General features: G+C 56.9%; 14 protein-coding genes. 8 read left to right on the top strand and 6 right to left on the bottom strand.

The window, feature by feature from the left end; translation table 11 throughout:
• Window positions 1-39: 39 nt before the first annotated feature.
• The 5 genes from RX717_RS00935 to RX717_RS00915 form a co-directional block, all read right to left on the bottom strand.
• On the bottom strand, window positions 40-1,182 hold the full coding sequence (locus RX717_RS00935) for a hypothetical protein (RefSeq protein ID WP_147574634.1): 1,143 nt from the start codon (window positions 1,180-1,182) through the stop codon (window positions 40-42).
• A 72-nt stretch (window positions 1,183-1,254) separates the two neighbouring features.
• The gene (locus RX717_RS00930) at window positions 1,255-1,419 is read right to left on the bottom strand and encodes a hypothetical protein (RefSeq protein ID WP_243182482.1); all 165 of its coding nucleotides are present in this window, start codon (window positions 1,417-1,419) and stop codon (window positions 1,255-1,257) included.
• 133 nt (window positions 1,420-1,552) lie between these two features.
• Window positions 1,553-6,922 carry a SpaA isopeptide-forming pilin-related protein gene (locus RX717_RS00925; protein ID WP_186950249.1) on the bottom strand — a complete coding sequence of 1,790 codons (5,370 nt, stop codon included), beginning with the start codon at window positions 6,920-6,922 and terminating at the stop codon, window positions 1,553-1,555.
• 134 nt (window positions 6,923-7,056) lie between these two features.
• Entirely contained in the window at window positions 7,057-8,319 is a 1,263-nt protein-coding gene (locus RX717_RS00920; protein ID WP_082397393.1) for a CAP domain-containing protein, read from the bottom strand.
• Window positions 8,320-8,571: 252 nt separating this feature from the next.
• Entirely contained in the window at window positions 8,572-8,973 is a 402-nt protein-coding gene (locus RX717_RS00915; protein WP_054328344.1) for a type II toxin-antitoxin system RelE/ParE family toxin, read from the bottom strand.
• Between the two features lie 471 nt (window positions 8,974-9,444).
• Between RX717_RS00915 and rpoN the strand changes: the two genes are divergently transcribed.
• From rpoN to RX717_RS00900, 3 genes are all read left to right on the top strand, one after another.
• Window positions 9,445-10,755: an RNA polymerase factor sigma-54 gene (gene rpoN / locus RX717_RS00910; RefSeq protein WP_159068119.1), complete on the top strand. Its 1,311-nt coding sequence runs from the start codon at window positions 9,445-9,447 to the stop codon at window positions 10,753-10,755.
• Between the two features lie 138 nt (window positions 10,756-10,893).
• Window positions 10,894-11,271, top strand: coding sequence for a cupin domain-containing protein (locus RX717_RS00905; protein WP_054328347.1), 378 nt, complete (start codon window positions 10,894-10,896; stop codon window positions 11,269-11,271).
• 61 nt (window positions 11,272-11,332) lie between these two features.
• Window positions 11,333-12,469, top strand: a complete 1,137-nt coding sequence (locus RX717_RS00900) for a 4-hydroxybutyrate dehydrogenase (RefSeq protein WP_107631250.1) — start codon at window positions 11,333-11,335, stop codon at window positions 12,467-12,469.
• A gap of 204 nt (window positions 12,470-12,673) precedes the next feature.
• Here the strand turns inward: RX717_RS00900 and RX717_RS00895 are convergent, their stop codons facing one another.
• A complete protein-coding gene (locus RX717_RS00895) occupies window positions 12,674-14,665 on the bottom strand; it encodes a sigma-54-dependent Fis family transcriptional regulator (RefSeq protein WP_054328349.1) in 1,992 nt (663 codons plus the stop codon).
• A gap of 504 nt (window positions 14,666-15,169) precedes the next feature.
• Here RX717_RS00895 and RX717_RS00890 point away from each other — a divergent pair.
• From RX717_RS00890 to RX717_RS00870, 5 genes are all read left to right on the top strand, one after another.
• The gene (locus RX717_RS00890; protein ID WP_054328350.1) at window positions 15,170-16,210 is read left to right on the top strand and encodes a zinc-dependent alcohol dehydrogenase; all 1,041 of its coding nucleotides are present in this window, start codon (window positions 15,170-15,172) and stop codon (window positions 16,208-16,210) included.
• A complete protein-coding gene (locus RX717_RS00885) occupies window positions 16,207-17,253 on the top strand; it encodes a zinc-dependent alcohol dehydrogenase (protein WP_107631253.1) in 1,047 nt (348 codons plus the stop codon). The genes RX717_RS00890 and RX717_RS00885 overlap by 4 nt, the downstream gene beginning before the upstream one ends.
• A gap of 70 nt (window positions 17,254-17,323) precedes the next feature.
• On the top strand, window positions 17,324-18,634 hold the full coding sequence (locus RX717_RS00880) for an ABC transporter substrate-binding protein (RefSeq protein ID WP_107631254.1): 1,311 nt from the start codon (window positions 17,324-17,326) through the stop codon (window positions 18,632-18,634).
• 183 nt (window positions 18,635-18,817) lie between these two features.
• Window positions 18,818-19,705 (top strand): branched-chain amino acid ABC transporter permease, encoded by an 888-nt coding sequence (locus RX717_RS00875; protein WP_054328353.1) that lies wholly within the window; start codon window positions 18,818-18,820, stop codon window positions 19,703-19,705.
• A 12-nt stretch (window positions 19,706-19,717) separates the two neighbouring features.
• Window positions 19,718-20,755 carry a branched-chain amino acid ABC transporter permease gene (locus RX717_RS00870; protein ID WP_159068120.1) on the top strand — a complete coding sequence of 346 codons (1,038 nt, stop codon included), beginning with the start codon at window positions 19,718-19,720 and terminating at the stop codon, window positions 20,753-20,755.
• Window positions 20,756-20,782 lie beyond the last annotated feature (27 nt).

Genomic DNA, 20,782 nt, shown 5'->3' with positions numbered 1-20,782 from the left:
CGCTTTCCATCAATCCAAGCCGCTATAAGGCGGCTTTTGTCATATCCTCACCTGAAACGCGTAGTCGCTCCCTACAAAGGACTCTACGACATGGTGCTGTCCTTCGCCGCCGGTCTCGATGGCGATATCCCTGCCCACCAGCCGTTTGGCGAGCCGTTTCCGCAGGATAACCGTGTACTCGGTTTCCTCATGCCCCTGTAGCGCGGAAAGCCGCAGCTTCGGCGTCCGTACCCGCACATACTGGCGGTTCACAACGTCATGGATGCGGCGTTCTTCATTATAGACGTAGACACGGGCGGTATGCCAGCGGATATACCGCCAGATCAGCACCAGAATGAGTAAAACCGCCAGCCCTGCCGCGAAGGCGATTTGCAGCACTGTGATATCTGGATCAAGCCCCGGCAGGACCGGTATCTTGTTTCCCGTATAGGTCACGGTGTAGACCACGCTCCCGATGCTGGTTTTCCCCACTTCGCCCCTGTAGGCTGCTGTAGCGCGGTATCCGTCCGCCACTTCGCGGGTCGTATAGGTGGTCTTACTGTAAGTTGCCGTTGCCGTCCAGACCGCGGGAACATCGGAATCCTCCACGTTTTTCGTTTCAGACCAGCTCAGGCCTGTCAGCGGCAGGGTCAGCCCGTCTGCCTGCACCTTCTCCGGCACAAGGCTGCGGTCATTGTAGGCCAGCTCATACGTTTTGGTGACGGTATGCGGATGGCTGTCCGTGACCGTGCTGTAGCCGGTCGCCTCCACCTGAATGCTCTGCACGTCCAGCAGCAGTTCGCCAGTATAGCCATCTTTGCTGTATGGCCGTGTCGCCGGGAACTGGCCGATCACGTCCGCAAGCTCACCGGAGGGCGCGTCTGCTGTAACGGTTTCCTCGGCCTGCTTTTTGTCTGTTATCTCCTGGTCGGCCTTGTCCATACGCTGATAGCGGTACCAGTAACCGTCCTGAGAAAACGGCTCCTCACGGAGCAGAGCGGGATCGATGTCCGGCGCCAGCTCAAAAGTCTTGGTGAGTGTCGGAACACCGTTTATCTCAACCAGCTCGGTGCTGACCGGCTCAAAGCTTGCTTTGTCGCCGTCGAGCAGCACCTGTTCGCTTTCCTGTACTGCGCCCGCCGCGCCGATAAACAGCGCGGCGAGCAGCGGCATAATCAGCCTCCTCAGTTTTTTCCTTTCCATACGTTTGATCTCCTCGCAATCAAATATAAGGGAGCGGTTCCGTTTGAACCGCTCCACAGAATATCCGCCTGTTTACTTTTCCCGCCGCTCAATCCGGATCAGGCGGCTCGGCTTTTGGCCGGGGCGGTTATGCTGAAGTGTAAATACCATATCCGGCTCCCGTTCAAAAAAACCAATATCCCGTTTCCAGCTCATGCCGCATTTGCAGTGCTGCAGGCCGATGAACTGCTGCTTCATTTTTCGCCCGCACCTGGGACAGATTTTGTTACTTTTTCCCATTCTATCGCCTCAAGTACAAATTGCATTTGTGAACATAGATATTATAGCAGATGCCTGCAATCTCAGTAAAGCTGCATTAAATTGAAGAGAATCAGAATCCGGTCTGCGGCAGTGTGGGACTGGTATATGTGGGCGCGCGGTAGATTTTAGTCACCCATGCGCTGGCAGCGTTGTCCCACTCGCCCTGATACGAGCCGCCGCAATCCGCCCTGTTGATGATGTTATAACCATTCGCCATGTAATCCGGCACATAGACCAGCAGCGTCGCTTTCTCAGTCATTTTGAAGCCAGCCGGTACGGTGCCGAACTCAAAGCGGATATCGGTCACATATTCGCCGGCCGCCAGTTTGAGTGAGCCGCTGTCGATCTTGAACGAGTATGCGTTAGTCGAAAGCAGGTTATCTGCCAATGTCCGGTAATCATTCATGTTGGTCTTAAAGGTGATCTTATACCAGACGCGGGCATTGTAGGTACCGGTGGTCAGCGTGGCCGCGCGCACCGCGTCCGTGGGGATGCGGTCATGCCAGAAGAAGTTGTCCAGCGTAACATTCGAGTTATTTGCAATGTTCGTGAAGTCATACCGCATATTCGAGCCGGCGTCTACCGTGTAGTTGCCGGTCTTTTCAATGCTGGTATTGATGTTTGCCGGGTCGTTGTACATCTCGATCTGCACCACGTCGCCTTCCACCTTGAGCCTGGCCTCTACCTTTTCGTTGTTCAGCTGATAAAACCGCGGCGCCTGCACCTCCTGCACATAGTAGCGGCCCAGTGGGATCGGGTTGGAGGCGGCAATCCCTCTGGAATCCGAGGTCATGGTGTCCACCACATGGCCGGTATCGGCATTGGTGATTTCGAACACCGCGCCCTCAAGCAGACTGCCCTTGGGCTGGTTGGTTACGGGGTTGTCCTGCGCGGATTTCTTGACCACCTGGATCTGGCCGAGAATCGGGGTGTTCTCGATGACAAGCTCGGTCGTCTCCCCGCGGCGGACGCGGAGCGTGCGCACAGTATCGTCCAGCACATAGCCCTCCGCGGCGGCGATCTCCTCGACCTTGAGCTTGATTTCGCTCTTGCCGTCTGTCAGCAGGTCGTCCAGTTCGATGTAGCCGTCCTGATCCGTACTGTACTCGCCGATGAGGTTGTTGTCCTCATCCTTGATAAGGAACCGAACGCCGTAAATACCCTCGCCTGTCACTGCATCGACCTTTTTAATGCGCACACCGGCGAGCTTTTCATTTTCAAAGGTGACGGTCGCCAGCTCCCCTGACTTTACAATCACGTTCTGCGGGGTGGCGTCCAGCCGGTAGCCCTCTGGGCAGGAGACCTCGGTCACGACATAGACGCCGTCCTCCAGTCCAGTCACGGTGGCAAGGCCAGAGGAATCCGTGGTATACGAGCCGACCATCTCGCCATTCGCCTTTTCCACTGTAAACGTGCAGCCGTCCAGCGGCTGGTTTGTACCTTTGACGACTTTGCGGATCTGCAAACCGTATGCCTTTTTATTCGTGAACACCAGCTCCATGCTCCCGCCATCCCTGATCTCAAAGGCCTTGGGCGTGTCCTGCAGGATATAGCCGTCCGGTGCTTTGATCTCCGTCACAATATAGCTGCCTGCCGGCAGTCCGTCCAGTGTGATAACACCGTTTGCGTCGGTTTCAGCTTCCCTGACAAACTCGCCGTTAGACTTGGTGATCTTAAACACGGCATTCTTGAGCGGCTGGCGGGTATCCTCGTCTATCTTCTTAATGGTGAAACCGCCCTTTTTCGTGTTGGTAAAAGTCACCTCACAGGTCTGGCCAGCGCGGATCTCCACGGTCTTGGGAGCCTCGTCGATGGCATAGCCATCCGGCGCGGAAACCTCCGTGATGATGTATGTGCCAGTATCCAGCTCAGGCAGGTGGATGACGCCGTCCGCATCAGTCGTAACGCTCTCACGCACAACCGAGCCGTCCCCGCGCGTGATCTTGAACACCGCGCCCTGCAGCGGCTTCTTCGTCTGGCTGTCGATCTTCCTGATCAGCAGGCCGGGCTTTTTGGTGTTCTCAACCGTCAGGGTGTAGGTCTTGCCCTCCTCCAATGAAACGGGGTGCGGGTTGCTGTCGATCAGATAGCCGCCCGGCGCGGTGACCTCAGTCACGATATAATTACCGGCTTCCAGACCCTCAATAAACGCCGTACCGCCCCCTCCGGTGATGACATCCTCCTTGACCATATCACCGTTTGCCTTTTTGAGCTGGAACACCGCGTCTTTCAGCGGCTTGCGCGTCTCCGCGTCTATCTTCTGGATCAGCAGGCCGGGGCGTCTGGTGTTCTCAACCGTCAGCTCGGTGTCCTTGGCCGTCGTGTGTTCGATCTCCAGCACTTCATTGTTCAGGATGTACTCCTTCAAGGTCTTGACCTCCTGTACCTTGTAAGTACCTGCAGGTGCATTTTTGATCTCAATGCGGCCATTTTCGTCCGTGGTGTAATCGCCCAGCAGTATGCCGTCCCGCCAGATCTTGAACTGTACGCCTGCCAGCGGCTCTTTTGTTTCGCTGTCTATTTTCTTCACAATGAGGGATTTCTGCTCGACATTATCCAGCGTCAGCACAAGGTCGCGGTCTGTCGTGTGTTCGCCCTCCAGCACGACTGTACTCAGTTCATAACCGGCAAGCGTGTGCTTTTCCACAAACTTATATGTGCCGGGGTCTGCATAGTCGATGATGAACGTGCCGTCCGGTCCGGTCGTGAACATGCCGATGCTCCTGCCGTCCTTGAAGCCTTCAAATACAACGCCCTGCATGGGCTTTCCCGTATCAAGGTCGATCTTCTTTACGATAATATCCTTTTTGCGGGTGTTGGGAATGGTGAAGAACGTGGGGTATTCACTGTTGTTCTCGATGGTAAACGTCTTTTCGTTAATAACATACTGGGGATCGGTTACGACCTCCTTTGCCTGATAAGTACCCGGCTCTGCATACGGGAGCCAGATGCGGCCATGCTCGTCCGTGGTGTAGTTGCCCAGCAGCCTGCCGTCCTTCCAGATCTCAAAGGTAACGCCCTGGATAGGCTCCCGTGTTTCCTCGTCGATCTTGTAGATACCGAAGTGCTTCTTGATGGTATTCTGGAAAATCAGCGTGGGGATCTCGGCCTGATCTCTGGCAAGTTCGATGGTCTGCTCCGGCGCGTCCAGGTTGTAATGCTCCTTATCGCCGTCCACCTCTACTACACGGTAGGTGCCGGGCTGGAGGTTCTCGATCATCGCTTCGCCGTCCTGACCCGTGGTAACGGAGGTGAGCTTGGCGTCGTTGTAGTATACGTCAAACTTCCAGCCCTGCAGGGGGATCCTGGTGTCCTTGTCCTGCTTGATGATACGGATGGACAGTTTCTTCGTGTTCGGCACATTGACCTCGCGGACGATCTGCGTCGGGTCTGCGGAGGGGTCTATGTAGACCTCGTGTTCCACTTCGTCCTTCAGGTAGCCCTGCGGCGGCTCGACCTCGACCACCTGATAGAAGCCCTTGGGGAGGCTGTACACCTTGGCATAGCCGTTCACGTCTGTCTTGACGGTCTGCAGCACCTGGCCATCCCTGCGGATCTCAAAGGTAGCGCCGGCCAGCGGCTCCTTGCTGTCCTTGTCATACTTGTAAATTTCGATGCCGGGCAGCGGGGCATTTTGGAAGGACAGGGTAATATCGCGGGTATTGTCCCAGCTGAAGGTCTGGATATCCGCACCGTCTGTTGCATACCCCTCCGGCGCGGCGATCTCATACACCTCGAAAGAGCCAGTGGGCAGGTCCCTGCCCTGGATGGTGAACTCGCCCAGCGCGTCCGTTACGTAGGTATTGACAAAATCGTTATCTATGCCCTTGACCTCAAACTTTGCGCCCATCAGGTTCCGCCCGTCCGCGCTGGAGGTCTTATGTACCTTGAAAACGTGGTCGTCACTGTTGGCCAGTGTCACTTCAACGGTCTTATCACCCGTGCCAGTGTTTACCACTTTATCCGGCAGCAGGGTGTAGCCCTCCGGTGCTTCGGTTTCCTTGATGGTGACATCGGTGTTGAGGGGTAAGTCAAGAAAAACAGCTTCACCATTGCCATTTGTCGTTTGTTCATCTGTTTTCTGCGCGCTATCTTTTTGATAAGTGATTTTGAAAGTACAACCCTGCAATGGCGCACCATCTTTATCAGTCTTCAAAATCTTGAGATTAACTTTTTCCTGTGTAGACAATGGATTAGAGTTAAATTGCAACTCATTGCTCAACTTTTGCACAGCGGGTTCCACCATGATAACCGGCTGTACACCCGAACTGGTTGTGCTGGCTGCGTACACATTATAGCGATCCACGTTCATGCTGGTTACGATTTTTGTGGTCAGTTTATCCTGATCTGCGTCCATCTGCTCCGCTGTGGCCTTGGGGATACAGAACAGGAAGGTTTCACCATAGGCTGTATCGTTGCCGTTCTTGTACAGGTCGTTGTTTTTCTGCACATTCTTCAGCGTAAGGCGCTGCGCCCCGCTTTCGTCATAGCTCTTATTGCCCTGGCTGTCCATGAGGAACGCACTGGACGGTACGTTGTCCGCACGGACGAAGATCTGATTGCCGCGCACGAACGTAGCGGACGCTGCCGCCATAGGCAGCACCATGTAGTCCTGTCCGTCTATTTCCTTTTCTGCAAATACACCAGAGTTTACAATACCCTGCGGCAAATCTACTGAGCCGGTCTTTTGTGCGGCGGGCGCGTACTCCGTGTTGCCGGGCGTGTAGTTGATGGTTGCACCTACCCACGGCGCATGCCCTTTTCCATTTGGCCCCCATACGCCATAGAACTCGTTGCCGTATTTCAGCATTTCGATAGCGGCATAAAGGGTAAGCGCCTCCGAGGTGCTGCTGGCGCTGAGCGTTTTGCCGCTGGCACGGTAGCCCAGCGACGTGGAGCTGACGTAATTCACGCCGTAGCTGCTGTTAGCCGCGATCTGCGCATCTCCCAGCGCCGCCCACATGGCCGCCTGCGACGCACTGAAATACATATCCGCTGTAAAGTTTTCATTCGTAAGGGGGCTGCCCACCGTGGAAATGAACTCATTAAGCGACATGCGCGAATCACTGCGCACGGCCACTCCGTACACATGCATATCCGATATGCGGCTGGTGACGGTATACGGCATACCTCCCGTGCCGGGGTTGCCCTTGCTGTGGTCTGCGCAGTATGCGCGGATCTCCGTACCGTCTGACGCTTCCGTAAACATAGGCCAGACGTTGCGTGGCGCGCCGTTCTGCTGGAACCACGCCTTTTGCACGCCTCTGTCCGCGATAGTGTACACCTCGCCTACGTTGATCTCAATGCTGGACGCCTCGTTGTCCTCATCTGCCAGCGGCATGATGCCGCTGTCCACTGCAGCGGCCAGCGGCACGCTGGTGAGGAGAGTAAGGGCGGACAATGCGCCTGCTGTGACCTGTCTGAAAATATCCTTTATCATGATTTGCCTCCTCATATTGGAATAAAAAAGCCGCCTTTCAAGGGAAAGGCGGCGCGCGCTGATGATGATTTACTTGTTTCATAGCCTGGATAAAAAGAAAGAGCGATTAGGTTGATCTAATCGCTCTGGTTGAGTTATAAACCGAACTCTTGCGCGCAGTAAATAGTTCCATTTTCTGAAACAGCAAAGCCGATGCCTACGCGAGTATAATCCTCATCTAAGATAGCATAGCGATGCCCATCCGAATTCATGAAATTATTCATTGCTGCTTTCATGGGATCAAAGCCCATCTCAACACCAAGTTGGGTCATGCGCCCTGCGCCTGTAATATTTTCGTGACTATACACATCATCTGCTGACATACCATTTTCGGCTGCGAAAGCACGCTCTTCATCAATATCAGAATGCCTAAACTCCGTGGTAAGATGCATGGCCCAATACTGCGCCCAACTCATAAGATTTTGGTCAATCTCCAATTCTGGGACACCAACCTTGCGGCGCTCTTCATTGATGGCATCTATCATTTCCAGTTCCCATTCTCGGAGCATTTCGTCCGTTACAGTAGTGGAACTGCTGCTGTTATCGGCATTGCCGTCCGTGCTATCGCCGCCGCTTGTGACTTCCTGACCCAGCGCCTTGCGCAGCTCATCTGCCCAGAAATGGTTTACCGTGCGGTCATCTTCGAACGAAACCGCGTCTACCGGCGCGCCTTTCATGGCGTCCAGTGCAGCGATAACGTCCTCTACCGTGCCGGCCGCTTTACCCGTGATGACCGGCGCATATTTTTTCGCCGTCTCAAGATATTTTTCCGGCCGCCAGTTGCAGTCTATCATGGCCTGATTGAATTCTGACATGGTTTTGTTCCACTTCGTAATGGCGCTGCCGCCGGCAGGCGTTGTGCTTTCCGTGTACGGCGCATCCGTGTCGATACGGACGCTCTCCGTAGCCGCGTCATAGGATACGCCAAAATCGATCTGCTTACCGATATCCCGCAGCTTCACATAATTGTTTCCGCTGATCTGGTAGGCCGTCATGCTGGCCTGCTTGCCATCTATGGTGATTTTCTGATCCGTCACCTTGGCAGACGCGCCGCTTACCGCCTCGTCCTTAATGCCCGCCACGCTGGGGGCCGTGCGCTCCGTGCTGATCTCTACGGTCTGCGTCTCGTTGTTCCACTCCACACCAAAGCCCACAAGCGTACCAATATCGCGCAGCTTGAAATAATTGTTGTCCGCTATATTGTACCCCGTGGGATAGACGCGGGGGCCATCAACGTAGACCGTCTGGCCCATGTCACGGGTGGGGGTGGCAATTACCGTATCAGCCGCACTGGCGAAAGGCACTGTACCGGCAATAAATGTCGCTGTACAAAGTAAAGCTGCAAGACTGGTCTTCATAAGATTTCACCTTCGCTTTCCATTCCTGTATCTTTACTTTACAGCGAGTGCGCGATGCTGTCAACCAAATTATTTTGAACCGAAATGTTGTCAATTGCAAGGGAAGCCGCTTTTACATCATACGGCGGCTTCCCTGCAAAGATTTCACAGGATAAAGAGAAGCGACCTTGCCTTCCTATAGAATATATAACACGTTATCGAACAGGCGGCGGACGTTGCCTGTGAATAAGCAGGTACATTGTCGAACGCCTCCTATACAATTTGTTTAACCAAATCGGGTGTATCAATTTTCAAAAGAAACTGCGCCGGATCGTGTTCGATTCGACGCAGTTTTGCCAGTGCAGTTTCAAGTGCTGCATCCGTTTTCCGTTTGTGGTTTTTGATAAACGCTTCCAGTATAATCACATTCCCCTTGGAATCATAGGTGAAAATAACACGGCTCAAGGTCGTCTTGTATTTGTCCCGCAATTCAAATAGCCGCCGGTATCTATCCATTTGGAAATGCTTGACCGGTGGTTTTCCTATCGTATCGCGCGGCAACAGCAGCATTGTGATAAACCATAGCAGTCGTTCCTGTTGCTTTGGGTGAAGTGTTTGTAAAAACTGCTTGATTGCATCTCCACCTAAATCATGATATGTATAAAGTATCTTCATAACGAAAACTCCTTTTTTTAATCAACAAGGTATGGGGCTTTTCTTGTTGCCAACATTCTGCCAACAAATCTGCAATTGCGAATAATCTGTTCTCTTCAAAAAGTTATAAAATTCAGAACAAATAACGCGAAACAAGCCTTAATAATATAGCCTAAAGGATTATAAAAAATATATATGAACACTTAAAATCCTCCGGTAGCGATACTGTGCCGGTTCGATTCCGGCTGGCGGCACCATCGTCCTCAAAGCCTGCAGCCATATGGCTGCAGGCTTTTTTCTGCCCGCCGGCGCAGCGCATCCCTGCCGCGCGCTGACGTGCCGGACGCGTCCACAGCCTCATCCTCTCGCCAAGCAAAACCCATGCCAGAAGTTGGCATGGGTTTTGCTTTATACTTTTTTGTGCCGTTGCGCTTACTGCTCGCCAAGCAAAGCCCCTCAACGCACAGACCGAAGACAGAGAGGAAGAACCAGATGGACGTCTTTGCAAACCACCCTGTTCAGCAGCAGACGCAAAACATGATCCTGTCCCAGCAGCAGCTGCAATCGCTGAAAATGCTCGAGCTGACCGCCCAGGAGCTGGAGAAATTCCTGCAGGAGGAATTCACAGAGAACCCCGCGCTCGAGTGGAAAAGCAGCTGGAGGACAGGCACCGCCCCCGCTGCGGAGCCGCTTTCCTACGAGGCCTCCTGCGGCCTGTACACCGACGAGGAGCAGTGGAAGCTGCATATCCTCGACCAACTGCAGCGGCATCCGTCTTTCCGCGCCCACGCCGGGGATTTTCTGCTTTTGCTGGACTGGGCAGACGACGATGGACTGTTCCGCACGCCGCTTGCGGAGTTCTACCAGTCCACAGGTATGCCCGCCGACACCGCGGCGCATTGCCTGGAGGTCCTGCGCGGCCTTGATCCGCCCGGCATCTTCGCAGCGGACGCCGCGCACTGTCTACTCCGGCAGGCGCAGGCACGCGGTCTGCTTGACGACACGCTGCGCAGCATCATCCTGCGGTATCTGAGCGAGATCGCCTCCGGCTATTACGCCAAGATTGCCGACGAGCTGCATCTGCCCCGCAAAGCGCTCGCCCGTTATATCGACCTCCTGAAGGAGCTTTCCCCCCATCCGCTGAACGGACTTGTGGGCGGGGACGCGCCCTACCTTATGCCGGATATCACGCTGCGCAAAACCGACGGCAGCTGGGAGATCCTGCTCAACGACCGCACGGCCGACACCTACTGCGTCAGCCCCTACTACGCGGCGCTCTATCAGCAGGCCCAGTCCCCCGAGCTGCACACCTACCTGAAGCAGTCGCTCGACCGCGCCCGTCTGATTATCAGCGCTCTCGCTCAGCGCCGCGAAACCCTCCTGCGGCTGATCCGCGCAGTCATCGCGCGCCAACGCCCGTGGCTGGACGGACGCGGCCCGCTCGCGCCGATGACCATGAGCCAGCTGGCGGCGCAGCTTCAGGTCCACCCGTCCACGGTTTCCCGCGCCGTGAAAGGGAAATACATCGAAACGCCGACGCACGGCACGCTCGCGCTGCGCGGCCTGTTTTCTCAGGAGGTGTCCGCCGAGGGTGTCAGCGCGAACGCCCAGGATGTGCGCGCCCGCATCCGTGGGTTGATCCAGCGCGAGCCGACCGACGCCCCATACAGCGACCAGAAGCTCTCCGCCCTGCTGGAGGAGCAGGGCATCTATATCTCCCGCCGCACGGTCGCGAAATACCGGCAGGAAATGTGCATCCCCTCCGCGTTCGCGCGGCGGGAGGGACCGTCCGGTCCCGCTTGAAAACTTGAAAAAACGCCGCGCACACCTGATATTTTTCCCGCGTTCCGCTTGGATGGCACCGTTTTTGCTGCACAAATCAGTATAATATGTTCGCCTACGTGATGGGACGATAAATTTTTCAGATGGGAGATGTTTTGCATGAATCTTTGCATCCACGAACGGGACGGAGAAAAAAAGGTCTTTGACGGCCGCCAAGTCTATTGGCTGCACACACCGGAAAAGACCGGCGGGAGTTACAGCTCGATCTGCACGGTCAGCTATGACCCGGGCGCCAAGGCCAAGCCCGCTCACGCGCATGACAACGGCGAGGAGACCGTTTATGTGCTTTCCGGAACGGGAAAGGTCAAGGTCGGCGACAAGGTCATGGGGCTGGAGCCCGGAACCCTGGTGCTGTTCCCGCAGGGCGTGCCGCATATGGTATGGAACACCGGCGATATCCCGCTGCACATGGTCTGCTTCTATGCGCCGAACGCGGACGCTATCCAATATACCTTTTACGAGGATTTTGACTTCTGAACCACGCAACTGCAGCCGCGTCCAGCGCTCCGGACGCGAAAGAAAAGAAAGGAAGGATACTATGAAACAGCTTTACATTGGGCCGGAAATCCACCAGTTTGATACGTTCAAAGACTTTGCGGAGGAATTTACGCTGTGTGCGTCCGACCTGATCCTGACCAACGAATACATTTACAAGCCCTTTATCGAGAAGCTGGAGCTTCCTTGCGGCCGGATCTATCAAGAGAAATTCGGCCTGGGCGAGCCGACCGACACCATGACGCAGGCCATCCTGGACGAAGCCGCCAAGGGAAATTACGACCGTGTGATCGCGATCGGCGGCGGCACGGTCATCGATATCGCCAAGGTTCTGGTCCTCGGCGGCGGCGCAACGGTGGACGAACTGTACGACAATATGGTGGGCCTGACCAAGGCGCGCCGGCTCATCATCATCCCGACGACCTGCGGCACCGGCAGCGAGGTGACCAATATCTCCATCCTCAACCGCACCAGGCTGGGTACCAAGCAAGGGCTTGTCTCCCCCGCCATGTTCGCCGACCACGCCGTGCTCATTCCGGAATTCCTGCAAAGCCTGCCGTACAGCGTGTTTGCCACCAGTTCGATCGACGCGCTCATCCACGCGGTCGAGTCCTACCTCAGCCCCAGCGCAACTCCGTATACCGAGATGTACTCCCTGCAGGCCATGCAGGATATCCTGCGCGGCTACTGCCAGATCGCCGAGCGCGGGCAGCACGCGCGCTTCCAGAGCAGCGCGGAATACCTGCGCGCCAGCAATTACGCGGGCATCGCGTTCAGCAACAGCGGCTGCGCCGCAGTCCACGCGATGAGCTACGCCCTGGGCGGCAAATACCATGTGGCGCATGGCGAAAGCAACTACCAGTTCTTTACCGACGTCCTGCGCAAATACCAGGAAAAGAAGCCGGACGGAAAAATCCGCACGCTGGACCATTTCCTGCAGAATACGATTGCCGCGGCCGGCAGCGGCGCAGAGCTTGAGGGAGACACTGGCATCGACCTGCTGGAATGCCTGCTGTCCAGGGTGCTGGAACGGAAGCGCATGGCGGATTACGGCGTCACCCGGGAGGACATCCCTGTCTTTGCCCAAAGCACCATCGACAATCAGCAGCGGCTGCTGAAAAACAACTATGTCCCCCTGACTCTGGAGGATATCACCGCGATCTATCAGGCGCGGCTGTAATCCCTTTCATTCCCGACAATCTCCTTTTCTTTCTCTTTCGATACCCTGGGCCTGCTTTCTCCTTGATTCAATTGTGCTATATATCTCTTCCTTTTAACTCTTTCTTATTGTCAACCTGTCGGCAGGCCCAGCGTATCCATACAAAAACCGGGAGCCCTCCGCTTGCGGCTGCAAGCGGAGGGCTCCCCGCATCATTTTCCCCTGTCATTCCCGCCGGCGCAGGTGCTGGTAATCGATCTCCAGCTTCTGCATTTTGCGGTACAGCGTCCTCCGGCTAATGCCCAGACGCGCCGCCGCGTTTTTGACGTTGCCGCGCGACTCGTTGAGCTGTTTGAGGATCAGCTCCCGTTCCGCATCGTGGATCGTGCCGCGCGCCGGCTCGTTTACCGCCGGTGCAGGCGCGGCCGGCGCGCGGTAACGCAGCACCGACGCCGTGATATGCTCCGGCCGGATATACACATCGGTCGTCAGCAGGCAGGCGCGCTCGACCGTATTTTCCAGCTCGCGGATATTACCCGGCCATGGGTATTCCAGGAAGAGCCGCATCACCTCGTCTGTAACGCCGCGTATCTGCGCCTTGCCCGCCGGCTGGTATTTGCGGATGAAATAATCTGTAAGTATCGGGATATCCTCCTGCCGCTCGCGCAGCGTCGGTATCTGGAGGGAAAGGACGTTCAGACGGTAATACAGGTCGCTGCGGAAGGTCTTTTCCTCAATCGCCTGCTGCAGGTCCACATTGGTACCCGCAATGATGCGGATATTGAGCGGGATCGGCTTCTTCCCCCCGACGCGCGTCACCTCGCGCGTCTGCAGGATGCGCAGCAGGTGGACCTGCACCTCGTAAGGCATATCGCCGATCTCGTCCAGAAAGATCGTGCCGTTGTTGGCCAGCTCGAATTTGCCGGCGCTGCCCTCGCGCTTCGCGCCGGTGAACGCGCCCGACTCGTAGCCGAACAGCTCGCTCTCGACCAGGCTCTTGGGTATCGCGCCGCAGTTCACCGCCACAAACGGCCCGCAGGCGAATTCGCTACTGTTGTGGATCGACTGCGCGAACAGTTCCTTTCCCGTACCGCTCTCCCCGAGCAGCAGCACGTTCGCGGAGTTGGTGCTTGCGATCTGGGCGTATGCCTTGGCGGTTGTGATGGCGGAGGACTGCCCGATGATGTCGTCAAAGTTGAACGAGGCGGTCGCGCCGATATATTTTGTGACAAATTTGCGCACCTCCGGACTCTGCCGGAAGGTGATCAACAGGCCCGAGCCATCGCTTGAGGCGGCGTTCTGTACCATCTGTATCGTGACAAACGCGCGGATTGTGCCGTATTTGCCCTGCACCGTCAAATCGCGGTCATATACGTTTTTCTTCATCTTGAAGAAGTCGAACGAGGGCATGATTTCCAGGATGGACTGCCGGAGCAGCTCGTCCTTGGTATAGCCCAGGATCTGCAGCGCGGTGTCGTTTGTTTTGACGATGGTATAGCCGCTGTCCAGCAGGAACACGCCCTGGTTGATGGTCGAAATGATGGTTTGAAGCTGGTTTTCCGCCGCAGCAAGGCGGTTGTACAGCCTTTGCAGCGAAAACTGCCGCATGATCGCGTAGCTTGCCGCAGCCACCAGCCCCAGCGTGTGCGGGTGCGTCTGATTCCAGGCGCCCGACATGCAGATCGCGCCCCACAGCCGGCCGTCCGCGTCGATCAGCGGCGCGCCGATTCCAGTAAACTCATGCTCGGACGGATAAAACATCTCGTAGGAGGCAAGCTGGACGGGCTTCCGAATCGCCATCGGCGTGCCGATCCCGCCCGTGCCGAACACCGATTCATGCCGGCACGCCCCTTCCACCAGCGGGTTTTCCTTTGACTGGATGTCAGCCACCGCGTCCTTATCCCCGATCAGCTTCAGGATATACCCGTCGCTGTCCGACAGGAGAAGTACAAAGCCCGATCCCTTGACCAGGGTATGCAGGAACTCCATAAAGGAGGTGGCAACCTCCATCAGCACCGCGTTTTTCCGGCGGCGGGCCTCCAGCTCCTCCGGCGCGAGCCTTTTAACGGATTGCTTCTCCGGATCAAGCCCATAGGCCAGCGAACGCTTCCAGGAATCATAAACCACTTTGGGAAACACGCTGTAGTCTTCCGCCCCGCTGTGAAAAAATTGATATCTGGCCCGTTCCATCTGCTCGCGTTTCGCTTCTGCAATCAACAAAGGCTCCTCCTTTCAAAGCATTGCGTTTCAGTGTGTCATTATTATACACCAAAACCAGAATTTTGCACGAAAAAAATAAATTCCGCCGTTTCCCTCCCGCTGTCCCCGGCCGACTGGGACGCTGTGTGTCCCTATGTGACAAAAGTGTGACACACTTTCGAAAAACCGCTGCAAAACCGCGCCCCGCACGGCAAAGTATTCCTTTTTCAGCAATTGCTTCCTTCCCTTTCCTGTCACATGTGCCACTTCGTTGTCACATAAAATAAAAATGCACAGAATAATACAAATATTATTATATATATTGCACAAACCGCATGAAGCCCGTCCCGTCGATTGCGGGTCGGATGCGTCCCTGTTTTCCCACGCCGGGCGGCAATCCGGCCTTCTGTAAAAAAGCGGGTTTTTTCGGAGCGACGGTACAGTTGGCACAGGAGTTGCTTCTCTATCTTTTATATAAGATCCCTGCAAAAAACGGCTGGACAGCAAAAGGGGAACAGAAGCATGAAAGCATTGATGAAATGGGAGTCCGGCGCGGGCCATGTCGCGCTGCGCGAAACCGAGCGCCCCGTACCGGGGCCGGACGAGGTCCTCATCCGCGTGGCCGCGGCGGGTATCTGCGGCACGGATATCAAGATATGGCACGGCACCACCTGGAGCAACCCGCCCGTCATCCTGGGCCACGAGTATTCCGGCGTGGTCGTTGGGCTTGGCCGCAACGTCACCGGTCTGCAGCCGGGCGACCGCGTGGTCAGCGAGACCGCACAGGTCGTCTGCGGGAAATGCGCTTATTGCCGCAGCGGTCGGGAACTGATGTGCGACAGGCGGCTTTCCATCGGCTACGGCGTCAACGGCGCCATGGCGGAATACATCGCTGTGCGGCAGGGCATTGTCCACAAGATACCGGACAGCCTGGACTTTGACAAGGCCGCTCTGTGCGAGCCGTTCGCCGTTGCGCTGCACGGACTGCTCGACCATACGGCGCTTACCGCTGCCGACCGCGTGCTGGTCATGGGGCCGGGCGCGATCGGACAGCTTGTGGCGCAGGCCGCCCGCTCGTGCGGCGCGAAAACCGTGCTCGTCGGTCTGCCGCAGGATCAGGAACGGCTAGATGCCGCCCGACGCGCCGGTATCGACGTGACACTGACCCGACTGACCGACGAAGCGATGCAGGAGCTGACTGGCGGCAGGGGCTTTGACGTCGCCGTGGACTGCACCGGTGCGGAGCCTGCGATACGGCAGGCCATGAAGGCAGTCAAAAAGGCCGGCACGTTCATCCAGCTCGGCCTGACCAAGCCCGAGCTGACCATCGATTACTCCCTGCTGACCGCAAAGGAGCTACAAATTGTCGGCACGTTCGGCCACCAGTACCACAACTGGGAAATGGCGATCGAGCTGATGGCCAGCGGCAAGGTGCAGGTCGACCATCTGATCACCAGCCGCTACGATCTGGAAGACTGGCAGCGCGGCTTTGAGGAAATGCAAGGCAGCAAGGGCATCAAGATCCTGCTGTACCCGAACGGAGAGCAAGGAGTGGAACCATGAAAGCAGTCGTCAATTACGAAAGCGGGGCGAAAAAGGTCCGGCTGATGGAGGTCGAGCCACCGCTCCCCCAAGCCGGCCAGGTCCGCATCCGCGTCTCCTACTGCGGCATCTGCGGCACGGATATCCATATTTTCAGCGGCGACGGGGGCTACCCCACCAACCCGCCCGTAACGATGGGGCATGAGTTGTCCGGTGTGGTGGAATCCGTCGGCGCGGGCGTCGATCCCGCCTGGATCGGGCAGCGGGTCGTGAGCGAAACCTATTACCACACCTGCGGCGTCTGCCCCTATTGCCAGACCGGCCACAAAAACCTGTGTCCAGAAAAGCAGTCCATCGGCAGCGCGGTCAACGGCGCGATGGCAGAGCTTGTGGTGGTGCCAGCGAAAAACCTGCACCGCATCCCGCAGGGCGTCAGCATGGAGGAGGCCGCCATGACCGAGCCGCTCGCCTGCTGCGCGCAGGGCGTGTTGGAGTTCGGCGGCCTACGGCCGGGTGACAAGGTGCTGATCACCGGCCCGGGCGCGATCGGCCTGATGTGCCTGCAGCTCGCAGCCAGCGCGGGCGCGCGGGTCGTGATAGCCGGCACCCAAGTGGACGCCGAGCGGCTGGAGCTGGCCAAAGAGCTTGGCGCCTGCGCCGCGGTCTTTTCCGACCGGCCGGATGCGGAGGATCGGATCGCCGCGCTTTGCCCGCCCTACGGGCCGGATGTCGTGTTCGACTGCTCCGGCGCCGGCCCTGCGATCCAGATGGGTCTGCGCGCCGTGCGCAAGGGCGGCCGGTATGTGCAAGTCGGCCTGACGGGCAAGCCCACCACGTTGGATATGAACCTGATCACGCTCAAGGAGTTGACCGTTTACGGAACCTATGCCCAAAAAACCGAGTGGTGGATCCGCTCGCTCGAACTGCTGGGGCAGAAAAAGATCAGCCTCAAGCCGCTGATCAGCAACATATACCGTCTGGAGGACTGGGAACAGGCCTTTGACGGGTACATCCGGAAAATAGGTTTGAAATATTTGTTGGCGGCTACGGAAGAGAGGCGGTGAGAAGAAGGAGTGAGCTGTTTTGTGTAGCTGCTGCAAATAAAAAATCCCAACACACTAAGGAGGAAGAAAAATGAAAAGAGTTAAGCGATTGATCAGTTTGGGCCTGTCCCTCACCTTTGCCCTCAGCCTTGTGGGCTGCGGGAACGGCGCGGACACCTCCGACGCCAACGCGCAGGACACGCCATCCACAGGCGGCAACGTTGTCAAGATCGGCAGCCTGTGGCCGTTGACCGGCGGTTCCGCAACCATCGGCCAGCAGCATGCGGACGGAGCCGAGGCCGCGATCAAGGAGATCAATGCCAACGGCGGCATCAAGTCGATGGACGGCGCACAGATCGAGCTGGTCGTTGCGGATACGCAGACTGCGGCTGACCAGGCTTCGGTCGCATGCGAGCGCCTGATCACGGACGATGATGTATCCCTAATCATCGGTGCGTATAACAGCACCTGCTGTATCTCCGCATCTGAAGTCGCCCAGAAATACTCCATCCCATTTATCTCCCAGGGCGGTGTTGCGACAGACGTGACCGAGCGAGGCTACGATTATGTATACCGTATCAACAACACCGCGACGTTCGACGTGCAGGAGATGATTGTCGCGCTGGACGAGGTGTGTAAGGAATATAATCTGGATACCCTGACCTACGCTCTGATTTATGAAAACACAGACTGGGGTTCGGATAACGCCCGCATCTGGAAAGAGCTGGCAGACGAGCGCGGCTGGACTTGCGTGCTTGACGAGCCTGTGACCAACGGCCAGGCGGACATGACCTCCCAAGTGCTCAAGATCAAGGAATCCGGCGCGGACGTGTGCAACGTTTCGTTCTATACCGATGACGCCATCGTATTCGCCAATGCAATGTACGCCAACCAGGTTGATCTGCCCTACGGTATCTGGTCGGTCGGCGGCGGCTGGCAGGACTCCGCGTTCTATGAATCCGTCAGCCCCGAAGTCTATGAATACACGTTCGTCCAGGAGGACTGGGACATGTCCGGCGTCCAGAACAAGGAATGGATCAAGGAAGTCGCCCAGCAGTGCAAGGATACCTACGGCTATGAAATGAGTTCGTTCTTCGCCCAGGGCTGGACCGCGGCCTATGTCGCCTACTATGCGCTCGAATCCGCGGGTACCACGGACGCGGAGGCCCTGCGCGACGCGATCGCTAACCTGAACATCCAGAACAGCGACGAGGAGCGCGCGCTGCTCTCCGGCTACAGCGCCATCGTCTTTGACGAAAAAGGCCAGAACACCTTTGGCGGCGGCCCGACCGGCGGCACGATCGTCCAGTACCAGAACAGCGAGCCTGTCGCCCTTTATCCGGCTGAGCACAGCTCCGGCGGCACGGCGGTCCTCCCCATCCCCGCGTTCAGCGAGCGCTGACTTTCCCTGTACGGAAACAGCTCCATGCCAATACGGCGGCGGCCTGGGGCGGGAAGCCTTCCCGCCCCTCCGCTGCGCCGTTTTCGGCGTTATCCTTTCGGCATACCCGTTCCAGCCATACGCCCTTTACAACGCTCTGCAAACTGTATCGAGGCGGTAATTACAGAGGAAAGGAAATAGGTTATGAACAATTTGTTTTTGTCCATTCTGCACGGGCTGATCCTGGGAGGGGCATACGGCCTGATCGCGGTCGGCCTGAGCGTCATCTTCGGCGTGGTGCGCATCATCAACTTCGCGCACGGCGCCATGCTGATGGCCTCGGCTTATGCGTATTACGAGCTGTTCACGCGGTATGATGTCGATCCGTTTTTAGCCATGATCGTCATCGCGCCCCTGTTCTTTGTGATCGGCTTTTTGCTGCAAAAGGTTGTCATCCGTCCGCTGCTCATCCGCGAGCGCGCCAGCGTGCTCGAACCGACCAGCGTTATGCTGTTCACGATCGGCCTGGACTACGCGATCGCAAACCTTTACCTGATGATCTATACCTCGCGCTATAAAACGCTCAACACCTGGGCTTATTCGAATTACGCGCGCCTGTTCGACGGAAAATTCGTCACGCAGTATTCGCGCATCATCTCTTTCGTGCTGGCCTTTGTCGTCGCGGGCATCCTGTGGTTCATCATCAACCGCACCGAACTGGGCAAGCGAATCCGCGCGGTATCCCAGAACCGTGACGCAGCGGCGCTGTGCGGCGTCAATGTACATACGACCTACGGCATCGCGTTCGGTCTGGGTACCGCGGCGCTTGCCATTGCGGGCGCCTGCATGGCCTCGTTTTACCTGGTCTCCCCCTCCGTCGGCAATGTGTTCGGCACAAAGTCGTTCATGATCGTTGTGCTGGGCGGCCTGGGCAGCATCCCCGGCGCGATCATCGGCGGCCTGATATTCGGCCTGATCGAGCAGGTCGGCGCGCAGTTTATCACCTCTACCATGGCGTCCATGCTGTCGTTTATCCTTTTCCTGATCGTTCTGGTCATCAAGCCGGACGGTTTGCTGGGCAAGAAAAAGTGAGGGATGCGAGATATGAGCTATAAAGGAAATTCTATTTTTAAGGGTAAATTTTTCGTTTGGCTGGCAGCGCTGTGCTTTCTTGTCGCGCCGCTGCTGGCAAACACCTATATGCAGAGCATCCTGATCCTGGTTTGCTTCTATGCATTTGCAGCGGTCGCCTGGAACCTGATCTGCGGCTACGCCGGCACGATGTCGCTCGGCCATTCGGTTTACATGGGCATCGGCGGCTATATCTCTACGATCCTCCTGGAAACCAAGGGTGTTTCCCCCTGGATCGGCATGCTGATCGGCGCGGCGGTCGCCATGCTGATCGGCGTTGTCATCAGCTATCCGACTTTCCGCCTCAAGGGTCCGTATTTCACGCTCGCCTCCATCGCGATCTGCGAAATATTCGGCACCTTTGTCCTGAACACGGAAAACCTCGGCCCAATCCCGCTCAAGGGCGGCTCCGGCTGGTCGCTGACCCAGACGGGCTATCAGGCCGTTATGTATGAGTTCCGCAGCAAGCTGGGCTACTACTATGTTGCGTTTATCCTGCTGGCCATCGGCGTTTTTGTCACCTGGAAAATGTCCAGAAGCAAGCTCGGGTATTATCTGGTCGCGATCCGCAGCGACGACGACGCCGCGCGGAGCCTGGGCATCAACGTGACCAAGTACAAGCTGATCGCCATGGGCATCAGCTGCTTTATGATCTCCCTAGCCGGTACTTTCTATGCCCAGTACTTCCGTTACATCGGTCCGGACCGCATTTTCGGCTACGACCTGGCGGTACAGATCGCCCTGATCGCCCTGATCGGCGGGCAAGGCACCGTTATGGGTCCCGTGATCGGCGCGGTCGTGCTGGTCCCCCTGTCGGAATACCTGTCCGCCACCTTCGCGGGTACGATGTCCGGCCTGAACCTATTCCTGTACGGCGTTATCATGATGCTGGTCGTTTACTTTATGCCTCACGGTTTGTGCGAATATGTCGTAAAGGCGGCGCAGTGGATCGAGGAGAAGCTGTTCGGCGCGCATGGAAAGAGGAAACAGTCCAAGGCGGCGTCCAAATAACCGCCGCCGGCAAAGGCACCGCGCAAA

Source organism: Intestinibacillus sp. NTUH-41-i26 (assembly GCF_032769475.1).
GTDB classification, from domain to species: Bacteria; Bacillota; Clostridia; order Oscillospirales; family Butyricicoccaceae; genus Agathobaculum; species Agathobaculum ammoniilyticum.
The sequence above is the reverse complement of the archived record's forward strand: the minus strand, read 5'-3'. Positions and strand labels throughout refer to the sequence as shown.

Bases quoted from the DNA above. Each gene is read 5' to 3' on its own strand.
- rpoN (WP_159068119.1), top strand. From the start codon at position 9,445: ATGGACGTCTTTGCAAACCACCCTGTTCAGCAGCAGACGCAAAACATG.
- RX717_RS00915 (WP_054328344.1), bottom strand. From the start codon at position 8,973: ATGAAGATACTTTATACATATCATGATTTAGGTGGAGATGCAATCAAG.
- RX717_RS00920 (WP_082397393.1), bottom strand. From the start codon at position 8,319: ATGAAGACCAGTCTTGCAGCTTTACTTTGTACAGCGACATTTATTGCC.
- RX717_RS00925 (WP_186950249.1), bottom strand. From the start codon at position 6,922: ATGATAAAGGATATTTTCAGACAGGTCACAGCAGGCGCATTGTCCGCC.
- RX717_RS00930 (WP_243182482.1), bottom strand. From the start codon at position 1,419: ATGAAGCAGCAGTTCATCGGCCTGCAGCACTGCAAATGCGGCATGAGC.
- RX717_RS00905 (WP_054328347.1), top strand. From the start codon at position 10,894: ATGAATCTTTGCATCCACGAACGGGACGGAGAAAAAAAGGTCTTTGAC.
- RX717_RS00870 (WP_159068120.1), top strand. From the start codon at position 19,718: ATGAGCTATAAAGGAAATTCTATTTTTAAGGGTAAATTTTTCGTTTGG.
- RX717_RS00935 (WP_147574634.1), bottom strand. From the start codon at position 1,182: ATGGAAAGGAAAAAACTGAGGAGGCTGATTATGCCGCTGCTCGCCGCG.
- RX717_RS00900 (WP_107631250.1), top strand. From the start codon at position 11,333: ATGAAACAGCTTTACATTGGGCCGGAAATCCACCAGTTTGATACGTTC.
- RX717_RS00885 (WP_107631253.1), top strand. From the start codon at position 16,207: ATGAAAGCAGTCGTCAATTACGAAAGCGGGGCGAAAAAGGTCCGGCTG.
- RX717_RS00880 (WP_107631254.1), top strand. From the start codon at position 17,324: ATGAAAAGAGTTAAGCGATTGATCAGTTTGGGCCTGTCCCTCACCTTT.
- RX717_RS00875 (WP_054328353.1), top strand. From the start codon at position 18,818: ATGAACAATTTGTTTTTGTCCATTCTGCACGGGCTGATCCTGGGAGGG.
- RX717_RS00890 (WP_054328350.1), top strand. From the start codon at position 15,170: ATGAAAGCATTGATGAAATGGGAGTCCGGCGCGGGCCATGTCGCGCTG.